The sequence below is a fragment of the Mycobacterium cajalii genome (assembly GCF_045809005.2).
In the GTDB taxonomy this organism is placed as follows: Bacteria; Actinomycetota; Actinomycetes; order Mycobacteriales; family Mycobacteriaceae; genus Mycobacterium.
On record NZ_CM141436.1, the window covers coordinates 844092 to 855920 of the forward strand.

The 11829-nt window shown below is 67.9% G+C and carries 14 protein-coding genes and 1 pseudogene; 7 read left to right on the forward strand and 8 right to left on the reverse strand.

Going from position 1 to position 11829, the window contains the following annotated elements; genetic code table 11:
• The 4 genes from ACJ512_RS03980 (at nt 1) to ACJ512_RS03995 (ending at nt 2382) form a co-directional block, all read left to right on the forward strand.
• Nucleotides 1-831: a thioesterase family protein gene (locus ACJ512_RS03980; protein ID WP_407685244.1), complete on the forward strand. Its 831-nt coding sequence runs from the start codon at nt 1-3 to the stop codon at nt 829-831.
• Between the two features lie 27 nt (nt 832-858).
• Nucleotides 859-1734, forward strand: a complete 876-nt coding sequence (proC, locus tag ACJ512_RS03985) for a pyrroline-5-carboxylate reductase (RefSeq protein ID WP_407685245.1) — start codon at nt 859-861, stop codon at nt 1732-1734.
• A gap of 140 nt (nt 1735-1874) precedes the next feature.
• A complete protein-coding gene (locus ACJ512_RS03990; RefSeq protein ID WP_407685246.1) occupies nt 1875-2132 on the forward strand; it encodes a cell division/environmental response transcriptional regulator in 258 nt (85 codons plus the stop codon).
• Nucleotides 2133-2280: 148 nt separating this feature from the next.
• Nucleotides 2281-2382, forward strand: a complete 102-nt coding sequence (locus ACJ512_RS03995) for a 30S ribosomal protein bS22 (protein WP_003402602.1) — start codon at nt 2281-2283, stop codon at nt 2380-2382.
• A 27-nt stretch (nt 2383-2409) separates the two neighbouring features.
• Here the strand turns inward: ACJ512_RS03995 and ACJ512_RS04000 are convergent.
• Nucleotides 2410-2755 (reverse strand): annotated as a pseudogene (locus ACJ512_RS04000) (IS607 family element RNA-guided endonuclease TnpB); the annotation flags it as partial.
• On the opposite strand from ACJ512_RS04000, the gene ACJ512_RS04005 reads away from it, so the two are divergent.
• Both ACJ512_RS04005 and ACJ512_RS04010 read left to right on the forward strand, forming a co-directional pair.
• Entirely contained in the window at nt 2717-3841 is a 1125-nt protein-coding gene (locus ACJ512_RS04005) for an SDR family oxidoreductase (protein WP_407685247.1), read from the forward strand. The pseudogene ACJ512_RS04000 and the gene ACJ512_RS04005 overlap by 39 nt on opposite strands.
• A 5-nt stretch (nt 3842-3846) precedes the next feature.
• Nucleotides 3847-4917, forward strand: a complete 1071-nt coding sequence (locus ACJ512_RS04010; protein WP_407685248.1) for a lysophospholipid acyltransferase family protein — start codon at nt 3847-3849, stop codon at nt 4915-4917.
• 89 nt (nt 4918-5006) lie between these two features.
• On the opposite strand, the gene cmaA2 is transcribed toward ACJ512_RS04010, so the two are convergent.
• The 7 genes from cmaA2 to ACJ512_RS04045 all read right to left on the reverse strand — a co-directional run bounded on the left by cmaA2 (nt 5007) and on the right by ACJ512_RS04045 (nt 11431).
• Nucleotides 5007-5939 (reverse strand): cyclopropane mycolic acid synthase CmaA2, encoded by a 933-nt coding sequence (gene cmaA2 / locus ACJ512_RS04015; RefSeq protein WP_407685249.1) that lies wholly within the window; start codon nt 5937-5939, stop codon nt 5007-5009.
• Nucleotides 5940-5949: 10 nt separating this feature from the next.
• Entirely contained in the window at nt 5950-6462 is a 513-nt protein-coding gene (locus tag ACJ512_RS04020) for an FAS1-like dehydratase domain-containing protein (RefSeq protein ID WP_407685250.1), read from the reverse strand.
• A 46-nt stretch (nt 6463-6508) separates the two neighbouring features.
• Entirely contained in the window at nt 6509-7420 is a 912-nt protein-coding gene (locus ACJ512_RS04025; protein WP_407685251.1) for an HAD family hydrolase, read from the reverse strand.
• A gap of 313 nt (nt 7421-7733) precedes the next feature.
• Nucleotides 7734-8360: a hypothetical protein gene (locus ACJ512_RS04030; RefSeq protein ID WP_407685252.1), complete on the reverse strand. Its 627-nt coding sequence runs from the start codon at nt 8358-8360 to the stop codon at nt 7734-7736.
• A 24-nt stretch (nt 8361-8384) separates the two neighbouring features.
• On the reverse strand, nt 8385-10835 hold the full coding sequence (locus tag ACJ512_RS04035; protein ID WP_461479974.1) for a TNT domain-containing protein: 2451 nt from the start codon (nt 10833-10835) through the stop codon (nt 8385-8387).
• Between the two features lie 4 nt (nt 10836-10839).
• The gene (locus ACJ512_RS04040; RefSeq protein WP_407685255.1) at nt 10840-11130 is read right to left on the reverse strand and encodes a WXG100 family type VII secretion target; all 291 of its coding nucleotides are present in this window, start codon (nt 11128-11130) and stop codon (nt 10840-10842) included.
• On the reverse strand, nt 11123-11431 hold the full coding sequence (locus tag ACJ512_RS04045) for a WXG100 family type VII secretion target (RefSeq protein ID WP_407685256.1): 309 nt from the start codon (nt 11429-11431) through the stop codon (nt 11123-11125). The genes ACJ512_RS04040 and ACJ512_RS04045 overlap by 8 nt, the downstream gene beginning before the upstream one ends.
• A gap of 83 nt (nt 11432-11514) precedes the next feature.
• On the opposite strand from ACJ512_RS04045, the gene ACJ512_RS04050 reads away from it, so the two are divergent.
• Nucleotides 11515-11784 carry a glutaredoxin family protein gene (locus ACJ512_RS04050; RefSeq protein ID WP_407685257.1) on the forward strand — a complete coding sequence of 90 codons (270 nt, stop codon included), beginning with the start codon at nt 11515-11517 and terminating at the stop codon, nt 11782-11784.
• The last annotated feature ends 45 nt before the right edge of the window (nt 11785-11829 follow it).

The window sequence follows — 11829 nt, forward strand, 5'->3', positions numbered from 1 at the left end:
ATGACCGCGTTATTCACCACCGCAATGACGTTGCGGGAGGTCGACCCCGGCGTTTTCGAAGGCGAGCTCGACAAGCGCTGGACGATCGGTCCGAAGGTGCACGGCGGTGCCATGCTGGCGCTGTGCGCGAACGCCGCGCGCATCGCGTGCGGCGGGCCGTCGAACGGGCTCGAACCCGTCGCCGTGTCGGCGAACTTCCTGTGGGCGCCCGACCCGGGGCCGATGCGGCTGGTGACGTCGGTCCGCAAGCGCGGCCGCCGGATCAGCCTCGTCGACGTCGAGCTCGTGCAAGGGGACCGCACCGCCGTGCACGCCGTGGTCAACCTCGGCGAGCCGGAGCACTATCCGCCCGGGGGGCACGCGGCGCCGCTGCTGTCGGCGAACCCGGTTGTGGAGCTGATGGCGCCGGAACCGCCCGACGGCATCGAGCCGATCGGGCCCGGCCACCCGCTGGCCGGCCTGGTGCACCTGGGTGAGGGCTGCGACGTTCGGCCGCTGCTGTCGACGATGGGCCCCAGCACCGACGGGAAGCCGCCGAGGCTGCAGATGTGGGCCCGTCCCCGCGGCGTGGCCCCGGACGCGCTGTTCGCGCTGATGTGCGGGGATCTGTCGGCGCCGGTGACCTTCGCCGTGGACCGCACCGGCTGGGCTCCCACCATCCAGCTCACCACCTTCCTGCGGGCCCTGCCGGCCGACGGCTGGCTGCGGGTGCTCTGCACGTGCATGGAGATCGGCCACGACTGGTTCGACGAGGACCACTTCGTGGTCGACAGCCTGGGCCGGATCGTGGTGCAGTCGCGCCAGCTGGCATTGGTGCCCCCGCCGCGCTAGCGGGCGGTGTCTGCGATGCTGTCCGGCATGGCAAGGATCGCGATCATCGGGGGCGGCAGCATCGGCGAGGCATTGCTGTCCGGGTTGCTGCGCGCCGGTCGGCAGGTCAAAGACCTGGTGGTGGCCGAGCGGATACCCGAACGGGCCAAGTATCTCGCGGACACCTACTCGGTGTTGGTCACCTCGGTGACCGAGGCGGCCGAGAACGCGGCCTTCGTCGTCGTCGCGGTGAAGCCCGCTGATGTGGAGTCGCTGATGGGGGAGTTGGCCCGGGTGGCCGCCGCGGCCGAGGACGACTCCCCCGACCAGGTCTTCGTCACGGTCGCGGCGGGGATCACCGTCACCTACCTCGAATCCAAACTGCCCGCCGGGACGCCGGTGGTGCGGGCGATGCCGAACGCCGCGGCGTTGGTCGGGGCGGGCGTGACTGCGCTGGCGAAAGGCCGGTTCGTGACCCCGGCGCAGCTCGAGGAGGTCTCGGGGCTGTTCGACGCCGTCGGCGGCGTGCTGACCGTCGCCGAATCCCACATGGACGCCGTGACCGCGCTGTCCGGCTCGGGGCCGGCGTATTTCATGTTGATGGTCGAGGCGTTGGTCGACGCCGGTGTGGCGGCCGGCCTGACGCGCGAGGTGGCCACCGAGCTGACCGCGCAGACGATGGCCGGGTCGACGGCCATGCTGCTCGAAGCGCTGGATCAGGAGCGGCGGCCGCGCGCGGGCGAGGGACTGGGCAAGCGGGTGGACGCCTCGGCGGCCCAGTTGCGCGCGACGGTGACGTCGCCGGGCGGTACGACCGCTGCTGCGCTGCGCGAACTGGAGCGGGGCGGGTTGCGGGCCGCCGTCGATGCGGCTGTCCAGGCCGCGAAAACGCGCTCTGAGCAGCTGAGAATTACATCGGAATAATTCGGCTTTTTTGAATTGATTGTCCCCCACCAGTACCAGTAACCCCATTAGTCCCGCTATTCTCCTCCTTGTATGCACGTGTGGGTGCCAGCGGAGGGGAAGCCGCTGGCATTGCGCGTGCCTGACACGATTGGGTTGCGATGACGTCTACGAACGGGCCATCTGCGCGAGATTCTGCCGGCAAGGCGCGGGACACCAGTCCCGGCGATGGCCAGCAGGGCAGGGCACAATTTCTCACCGTCGCGGAGGTGGCCGCGCTGATGCGGGTCTCCAAGATGACGGTGTACCGGCTCGTGCACAACGGCGAGTTGCCCGCGGTGCGGGTCGGTCGATCCTTCCGGGTGCACGCCAAGGCCGTCCACGACATGCTCGAGACGTCGTACTTCGACGCCGGCTGACCCGAATCCCCGTGGCCCCGCAGCGCGGCCCGGTGGTCGCGCGCCCGCCGCACGGTCCCGGTTTGGTGTTCGCGGCGGGTGGCCGGGTAAAGTGGCGGGGTCTTTTCAAGTCCTTCACCAACCGGTCACGGGTCAGATAGCGGAGTTCATGGGTTCAGTAATCAAGAAGCGGCGCAAGCGCATGTCGAAGAAGAAGCACCGCAAGCTGCTGCGTCGCACCCGGGTGCAGCGCAGAAAACTCGGTAAGTAACCGTTGCAAGTGGGTGATCATTAGTGATCATGCGACTTGCACCCCGTCTCGGGGGTGTTCCCCAACCGTGCGGTTGGTTCCCTTCCGCGCTTCACAGCCACCTGCCCGGCTCGGCCGGGTCTTACGGTCGGCTCCACGCTTGACGGCGGCCCCGACTGGGCCGACGACGCTAATGGGTTCCTCGTAGCGTGCGAGGTTGACCGCGGCGCAGTCATCACGTTGATGGGGTGACCGAACAGCCGTCGCATTGCCAGGTTTTCGACGAGGGAAACCATCGGTCGGCTACCACCAACTCCGGCCACCATCCCGTCTCGCCGCTAGCTAGGCTGTCCGGGTGGATTTGTCGAGCGGAGACGGTCCCGGCACGAGCGGCGCCGGGGGGGAGACCGTGCACTACCCCAAGGTGGTGCTGGTCACCGGCGCGTGCCGGTTCCTGGGCGGCTACCTGACCGCCCGGCTCGCGCAGAACCCGCTTGTCAACAGCGTCATCGCGGTGGATGCGATCGCGCCCAGCAAGGACATGCTGCGCCGGATGGGTCGCGCGGAGTTCGTCCGCGCCGACATCCGTAATCCCTTCATTGCCAAGGTGATTCGCAGCGGCGAGGTCGACACGGTGGTGCACGCCGCGGCGTCCTACGCACCGCGGTCCGGGGGCAGCGCCGCGTTGAAGGAACTCAACGTGATGGGCGCGATGCAGTTGTTCGCGGCCTGCCAGAAGGCGCCCTCGGTGCGCCGGGTGGTGTTGAAGTCCACCTCCGAGGTGTACGGGTCGGATCCGCACGACCCGGTGATGTTCACCGAGGACAGCAGCAGCCGCCGGCCTTTCCGCGCGGGCTTCGCCAAGGACAGCCTCGACATCGAGGGCTACGCGCGCGGCCTGGGGCGGCGCCGTCCCGACATCGCGGTGACGATCCTGCGGCTGGCCAACATGATCGGCCCCGCGATGGACACCACGCTTTCGCGTTACCTGGCCGGGCCGTTGGTGCCCACGATGTTCGGCCGCGACGCGCGCCTGCAGTTGTTGCACGAGCAGGACGCGCTGGGCGCGCTGGAGCGTGCGGCGATGGCCGGCAAGGCCGGCACGTTCAACGTCGGCGCCGACGGCATCATGATGCTGTCCCAGGCGATCCGGCGGGCGGGGCGGATCCCGTTGCCGGTGCCCGGCCTCGGCGTGTGGGCCCTGGATTCGCTGAGACGGGCCAATCGCTACACCGAGATCTCCCGCGACCAGTTCGACTACCTGAGTTACGGCCGCGTCATGGACACCACCAGGATGCGTACCGAACTCGGCTTCCAGCCGAAATGGACGACGGCCGAGGCGTTCGACGACTACGTCCGCGGCCGCGGCCTGACTCCCATAATCGACCCTCATCGGGTACGCTCCTGGGAGGGTCGCGTCATTGCCTTAGCGCAGCGTTGGGGAAGCTGGAAGCCAATTTCGTGGGGTGGGGTCAGGTAGAGATCGTGGCAGGTGACACCAGAGCGAACGTGATTCCCCTGCACACGAATCGGGGTCGGGTGGCGGCGCGCCGGAGGGCCGATCAGCGGGCCGAATCCGCGCGCCAGCATCCCTCGCTGCTCTCGGATCCGCGCGGCCGCGCGTCGGTCGAACAGATCGCCGCAGTCGTGCGCGAAATCGACGAGCACCGGCGCGGCGCGGGCGCTGCCGCGGGGACCGGCGAGGCGCCGCTGAACGAGCTCGCCCAGCGGGTGGCCGCCGTGGCCGGCTTCCTCCGGCAGCGGCTGACGGGCGACTACACCGTCGACGAGTTCGGCTTCGACCCGCACTTCAATGACGCGGTCGTCCGGCCTTTGCTGCGGTTCTTCTTCAGGTCGTGGTTCCGCGTCGAGGTCAGCGGTATCGAGCACCTGCCGAGCGAGGGTGCCGCGCTGTTGGTGGCCAACCACGCCGGGGTGCTGCCCTTCGACGGGCTGATGCTCTCGGTGGCGGTGCACGACGAACATGCGGCCCAACGGGACCTGCGGCTGCTGGCCGCCGACATGGTGTTCGACCTGCCCGTGGTCGGTGAAGCGGCCCGCAAGGCCGGTCACACCATGGCGTGCACGACCGACGCGCACCGGCTGCTGGCGGCCGGCGAGCTCACCGCGGTGTTCCCGGAGGGCTACAAGGGGCTGGGCAAGCGCTTCGAGGACCGCTACCGGCTGCAGCGGTTCGGGCGCGGCGGCTTCGTGACGGCGGCGCTGCGCACGAAGGCGCCGATCATCCCGTGCTCGATCGTGGGCTCGGAGGAGATCTACCCGATGCTGGCCGACGTGAAGCTGCTGGCGCGGCTGTTCGGGCTGCCCTACTTCCCGATCACCCCGCTGTTCCCGCTGGCCGGTCCCGCGGGCTTGGTGCCGCTGCCGTCCAAATGGCGCATCGCGTTCGGGGAACCGATCTACACCAACGACTACGCCGCCTCCGACGCGGAGGACCCCATGGTCACCTTCGAGCTGACCGATCAGGTGCGCGAGACGATCCAGCAGACGCTGTACCGGCTGCTCGCCGGCCGGCGCAACATCTTCCTCGGCTGACTCTGCCTCGGCCGACTTCCCTGGCCCACCGACCGCAGCGCCCCGGTGCCTGAACGACACCGGGGCGCTTGGCGGCAAGCTTCGAGGGACTACTTGACGAGCGTGAACTGACAGACGTTGGTGTAGCCGTCGCGGAACAGGTCCGAGCATCCCCGCAGGTAGTGCATGTAGATGTCGAAGGTCTCCTGCCCCTTCAGGGCGATCGCCTCGTCCTTGTGCGCCTCCAGCGCATCCGCCCAGGCGGTCAGCGTCGGAACGTAGTTCTTCCCGATCAGGTGATGACGCTCGATCTGGAAACCCGCCTCCGTCGCGTAGCGGTCGACCTGCGCGATCTGGGGCAACTTCCCGCCGGGGAAGATCTCCCTGAGGATGAAGCTGATGAAGCGCAGCAGGCTCATCGTCGTCTTCAGGCCGAGTTCCTGGGCCTCCTCGGTGGTGGGCACCACGATGGTGTGCAGCAGCATCCGGCCGTCGTCGGGCAGCAGGTTGTAGAACTTCTTGAAGAACGTGGCGTAACGCTCGTATCCCGCGTCACCGGCGCCGTCGGCGAAGTGCTCGAACGCTCCCAGCGAGACGATGCGATCGATCGGCTCGTTGTCGAATTCCTCCCAGCCCTGAATGCGCACCTCTTTGCGGCGGGGGCTGGCGATCTCCTCGAACTTCGCGACGTCGTGGGCGTACTGGTTCTCGCTCAACGTCAGGCCGATGACATTGACGTCGTATTCGGAGACGGCGTGCCGCATGGTCGAACCCCAGCCGCAGCCGATGTCGAGCAGGGTCATGCCGGGCTCGAGGTTCAGCTTGTCCAGCGCCAGCTTCCGCTTGGCGTACTGGGCCTCTTCCAGCGTCTTGCCCGGACGGTCCAGGTTCAGCTCCGAAGGCTCGTCGAAGTAAGCGCAGCTGTAGGTCATCGACGGGTCGAGCCAGAGCTTGAAGAATTCGTTCGACTTGTCGTAATGGGATCGCACCGCCGCGACCGGCGGTTTCAGCTGGGTCCTGCCCGTCTCCCCCTGTGGAGTCATTGAATCGACCCTACTTTCCGGCTGATATGGATGCAATTGCGGCGACGGTTTCTTCAGCGCCGGCTTCCTGGTGTGCGGCTTCGCCCAGCATCGTGACCGTGCTGGTCACTACGGGGTTGCCATCCGCGTCCGTTACCTCGCTGCGGATTTCTGCAATCACCGTACCGTGCGACTCGATGACCGCGTCAAGATAAGTGTCGAAATACAGCCGGTCCTGGGCGACTATCGGCCGGTGGAACTTGAACTTCTGGTCTCGGTGGATGACGCGTGCGATGTTGATCGGGATGTTGAACTTGGTGAAGATCTCCAGTTGCACACGCCGGCCCGCCACCGCCAGGAAGGTCAGCGGGGCCAGCACGGTGGGATAGCCGGCGGCCTCGGCGTCGGCCTCGTTGAAGTGCGACGGGTGCTCGTCTTTGATCGCGAGGGCGAACTCCCGGATCTTCTCGCGACCCACCTCGAAGTAGTCCGGCGCCCGGTAGTGGCTGCCGATGAGGTCTTGGGTTCCTTCGGGAATTGTCATGCCGGTGCCGCTTTCCGCTCGAAGACGTATTCAGCGGCGGAGCTTATCAGCGCGGTTGGCGTCGTGACGCCAGTGCGGCCAGCGCCCCCCCGGCCGCGCCCAACGCCAGCGCCGACGGGACACCGATCCGGGCAGCCTTGCGGGCGGTGCGGAAGTCGCGTATCTCCCACCCCTTCTCGCGGGCCAGGCTGCGCAGCCGGGCGTCGGGGTTGACGGCGACCGCGGTGCCCACCAGCGAGAGCATGGGTACGTCGTTGTAGCTGTCGGAATAGGCGGTGCAGCGTTTGAGGTTCAGGCCCTCCCGGATCGCCAGCGAGCGCACCGCGTGCGCCTTACCGGTGCCGTGCAGGATCTCGCCGACCAGCCGGCCGGTGAACACCCCGTCGACCGACTCGGCGACGGTGCCCAGCGCGCCCGTCAGCCCGAGCCGGCGCGCGATGGTCGCCGCGAGCTCGTAGGGCGTGGCGGTGATCAGCCACACCTGCTGGCCGGCGTCGAGATGCATCTGGGTGAGCTCGCGGGTGCCGGCCCAGATCTTGTCGGCGATGATCTCGTCGTAGATCTCCTCGCCGAGGTCGACGAGCTCCTGGACGGGCCGGCCCTCGATGAACGTGAGCGCCTTGCGCCGCCCGGCCGCCACGTCGTTGCTGTTCTCCTTGCCCAGCAGCTGGAACTTGGCCTGGGCGTAGATGAATCCGAGCACGTCGCGATACGTGAAATAGTCGCGGGCGGCCAGCCCGCGGCCGAAGTGCACCGCCGAGGAGCCCTGCACCAGGGTGTTGTCGACGTCGAAGAACGCGGCGGCGGTCAGGTCGACCGGGGGCTGCGCGGGGACCTCGCCGGCCTCGGCGGCCGCCTGCAATCCCTCGAGCGCCCGCGCGGCGCTGGCCTCGGCCGCCAGCGTTTCCAGGTCAACGGGACCGGGGCGATCCGCGCTGCCCGACTCAGCGGAAGCCATCGCTCAACCTCCTACCTGCTGTGCCGCCGCCCGGTGGCCCGTGGCCGGCCGGTATCAACCCTATCCGGCGGATGCCCGGGACAGGATTACGTGCCTGGCCTGGGTTGGACCGCCGGACGCGACGGCGATGCCCTAATGCCGGTGGGCATCAGAATTCGGAAACGCACGCCGCTTGTACCAGTCGTGCTCCAGTGACATCATCTCTGCCTTAACGGGGTACCGATCGGAATCCATTTCTTCGGCACCGTTAAATACAGCTCCGCTTCCTTCATTCGGTCAGGCGGGCCGGCAACGGCGGAAACGCCTGGCCGGGTCAGTCTACGACTTTGATGCTGAACCACTCACGTGGAATTCCTCGACGCAGCGTTTCGTCAAGTTCCTCGAAGGTGAGAACGATCAGATGCGATGCTGCTATGGCATCGTGCTCTGGCATCCATCCACGATCAGTTGATTCATGGTCTACCGTCATGCTGACGCGTCCGGGGTGATTGATGGGATCGGGCTTCGTCAGAGTGACCCTGGGGTTCAGTCCCTCCCGATACCAGCGAAAACTGGGAGAATCGCTGTACTTCCCTGGTCGGGCTGCTTGGCTGATGAGAAACAACATGTATTTTTCGGCATCCTCGAACCGTCTGAACATCCAATAGCGTTCTCGTGAACTGCGCGACTTTTTGTCAAAATAATATCCGTTGTCGCCGATGACGAGGTAATAGACGAGTTCGCTATCGTTGAAGAAGCAGAGCTCCCGATCGCCGATCATCGTGGGAGGCTTTGCGCCCCAGCCGGACTCCTGGTTTTCCTCTGTCGCTGCGAAATTGTGTTGCGGTACAGGACTGCCCATTTTGCGAAGGTAGATCTCTTGCCACGAGTACCATGATTTGACGATCCGGTGCAGTGGCGGGGGGAATTCGTGCAAATCGATGCGATATTCGCCGGTCACGCGTGCGCTCCTTAAGTGTTGCGTTCAGTCCCTCAAAAACCCTGTGTCAATAAGCTGCTGAACGCTTGGGTTCACGTCTTTTGGTGCCAGTATAAGAAGTTGCGGTTCACCGCCGGGATGGCCGAACCAAGGCGCCGCGATGGAAAATTCCATTCTCCAACCGGCAGGCAGTGTGGCCGAGGCGTCGACTTGATAGGTTTGGTAGGGCTTATCGAGACTAGTGTGCGGTAGTGCGCGTCCCTCATACGGCGTCCCTTTGAAAGCGAGCCAATTGCCGCCGGGGTGACCGATGCGATCGACCCACTTGCCGTGCAGCGCAGCAATCTCCTCAGGCGTCAAATCGTGGACCGTGCCAGGAATCGCGTAGGGCTTTGCAGGATCGTTGACGTCGGGATATCTCAGGTCGCCGTTTTCGTCTTCAAATAACTCTCGGTATCGTTCTTCCGAGAGTTCGCCATACTCGCTGGCTTCCGGGAAAATGTCCCTCGCTTTTGGGGGATTGTGATCGCCGGCGCCGTGGGTATGATCGCTCGGCCCATCGCCGCCATCGTCCGGGTTCGAGTCGTGGGGTGCGGTGCCATCGCCCGGCGGATGCGGCCGATCCCCGTCGCCCGGTTGATGCGGTGTGCCGCCCTCGCCGGGCGGATGCGGGGGGCCGCCGTCGTGGGGCAGCTGCGGTTCGGGCGGGTGCATGCCGGGTTCCCCGCCGTGCGGCCCGCCTGCAAAGGCCGACGGCACCTCGGCCGGGGCTGCGTTGCCCGTGGGCGCGGAGGGCGTCGTCGGCAGGTGCGGCGCCGCCGGGGCAACGGGCGCGCCCGGCTCGCCGGCGGGCATAACCGGTGGGCGCGCGGAAACCGGCTCGGGCGGCGCCGGGTGGGGGAGCGGTGTCCGTTCTGCCGGCGCGGGAACCACCGGCTTGCGCCCATGTTCTGGCCGGGCGGCCGGTTCGGCCGGCGCACCCGCGGCCGGTTTCTCGGCGACGGGCGGTTTGGATTCGGTCGGGCTGTGCGGCAGTGGACCGTCGGCGGGCCCCGGTGCCGGCGTGGCCGGGGGTGTCGACCGGCCCGCTTCCGGCGCCTTGGGACCGGTCGCCGGTGGCTCCACCGGAGCCTTGACCGGCGGCGCCTCGGGAACCTCCGGCAGGGGCGGCTTGCGCACGCCCTTGAGCGCGTCGGCGGCGTCGCGCCCCACCTTGCCCAGCTTCGAGAGCGGCCCGCCCGGCACCGCCAACGTGGCCCCGTCGAAAACGGTCTTGCCGAGCGCTTCGGCTGGGTTTGTGCTCCACTCGTCCCAGTGGGTGACGTCCTTGCCCAGCGCCTTCCAGGATTCGGCCACTCCGGTCCCGCCGTCGGGGCCCAGACCGACCAGCGGTGCTTCCCCGGAAACCATGCCGGCCAGGTCTCTGAAGTAACCCACCGGATCGGTTTGGAGCCGGTTCGGGCTGAATTCCCAGAGCCCCTTGGCGAATCCATATCCCTCTTCGCCGACGCCTTTGAGGACCTGGCCCACCTGATTGACGGCCCTGCCCACCTCGGTGCCGTGCAGAAAGTGGTCCCACCCCCTATCCGCCCAGCGGCCCGTGTCCGCGGCCGCCGCGGCGGCCGCGGACACGGTGGCGTTGATCTGGCCGGCGAGTGCCTGGGCTTCGCGGGCGAAGTTGTCGATCACCGTGCGGATGTCGTCGGCGATCCGTTTGATCTCGTCTTCGTCCTCGTCGGTCAGGAACTCCCAGACCTCTTTGATCCCGGTCAGCGGGTCACAGATGCGCGCCAACAGATCCAGGATCGCCGCGTGTACCTGGTCGATCCCGGCTGCGTAGCCGCTGAGCTGCGCGGCGATCGCCTGGCATTGCCGCGCGATGTCGACGGTGGCGTCGGAGGCATCCGACAACGCCTTGGCAATGGCGGCGCCCTCCGGGATCTGCTGGGCGGCGATGGCGGCCATCGTGCCGCCGCCCGCCGCGGTCTCGGTCGCCATGAAGTTCGCGCCCGCGGTGGTCCACGCCGCCGCGGCGGCTCGCAATTTCGCCGAATCGCCACTGGGCCAGATCATTCCGACATACGGCGCCACCCAGCCCCAGCCGGCGGGGGCGCCGCTGCCGGCGCCCACCGCAGAAGGCGGTGGCGAGCCCACGATCAACGGCCCGGTCACCTGCGGCCTCGGCAGGGCCGCGGCCCGACCGCTGACATCCGACATCGCCTCGGCCAGCGCGTAGTTGTGTGCCGACACCCGCACGCCGTCACCGATGCTGCACAGCCCGTTGCGGGCGCCGGCCATCGCCTCGATCACCTTCGCGGCGGCGTGGTCGTAGCTGTGACCCAACGCCGCGCCCACCGGATCGTCACCGGCCATGCCGGCACTGCCGGCCAGTGCCGCGGTCACCGCCGAAATCACCGATCCCAACGAAACGCCGGTGTCCACCACCGTGGCGCCGGCGCGGTCTAGAGCCGTCGGGTCACACGCCAGCGGCGCCATCGGTTCACGACCACATGCCGAGATTCGTCGACATCGCCCCGGTGTAGTTGCCGTGCGCTGTCGTGGCCGCCTTCTCCAGTTGCGCGAGCGCCTCCCGCATCATCGCCTCGCCGCGCTCCCAGTGCCGGTGCGCCTCGGCGTGCGCGGCGGCGGCCTCACCCGACCATGTCGCGTGCAAACGCGTGGCGCGAGAATCGATCTCGGCGATCGTGTCCTCGGCATAGCGCTGGAACGCCGCCATCTGCTGCACCGCCTCGGCCAGCGCTTGCGGATCCACCGCGAACGCCTCAGCCACCGCGCACCGCCCGCTCCGCCTGGGCGGACCCGGCCTCGTTGGCCTGGTAGCGCTCGCCGGACTCGCCCACCAGACGGGCCAGCATCGACAACCCGAGCTCGACCTCGCGGGCACCCCGGTGCCACAGCTCCCACGCCGAGGCGTATGCCGTCCCCGAGGCGCCCTGCCAACCGCCCAGCATCTGGCCCACCCGGTCGTCGAGATCGGCCAGCTGAGCAGAAAGGTGCTCGGCGGCACCGCCGAGTGCGGCGGCGGCCCCCTGCATCACCAGCGGGTCGACGCGGACTGTGTCGTCGGCCATAGCGGCAACCTAGCCAGTGCCCGCCGGTCCCACAATTCACGCGGCCCGGCGGGGGCCCCGCCGCCGATGACACACTGGCGGGCATGACCCAGTCCCCGAGCCGCCGGCAGGTGCGGTTGTTGACCCGCAACGGGTGCGCGATGTGCGTGCACATCGGCGAACGGCTGGCCGAACTGGCCGCTGAGCTGGGCTTCGACCTGGCGACGACCGACGTCGACGCGGCCGCGGCCGCGGGTGATCCCGCCCTGCGGGCCGAGTTCGGCGACCGGCTGCCGGTGATCCTGCTCGACGGCCGCGAGCACAGTTACTGGGAGATCGACGAGCCCCGGCTGCGCGCCGATCTCGCCCGCTGAGGACGCCCCGAAGCCGGAGGTCGCCAGGCATTTATTTGGTAGGCC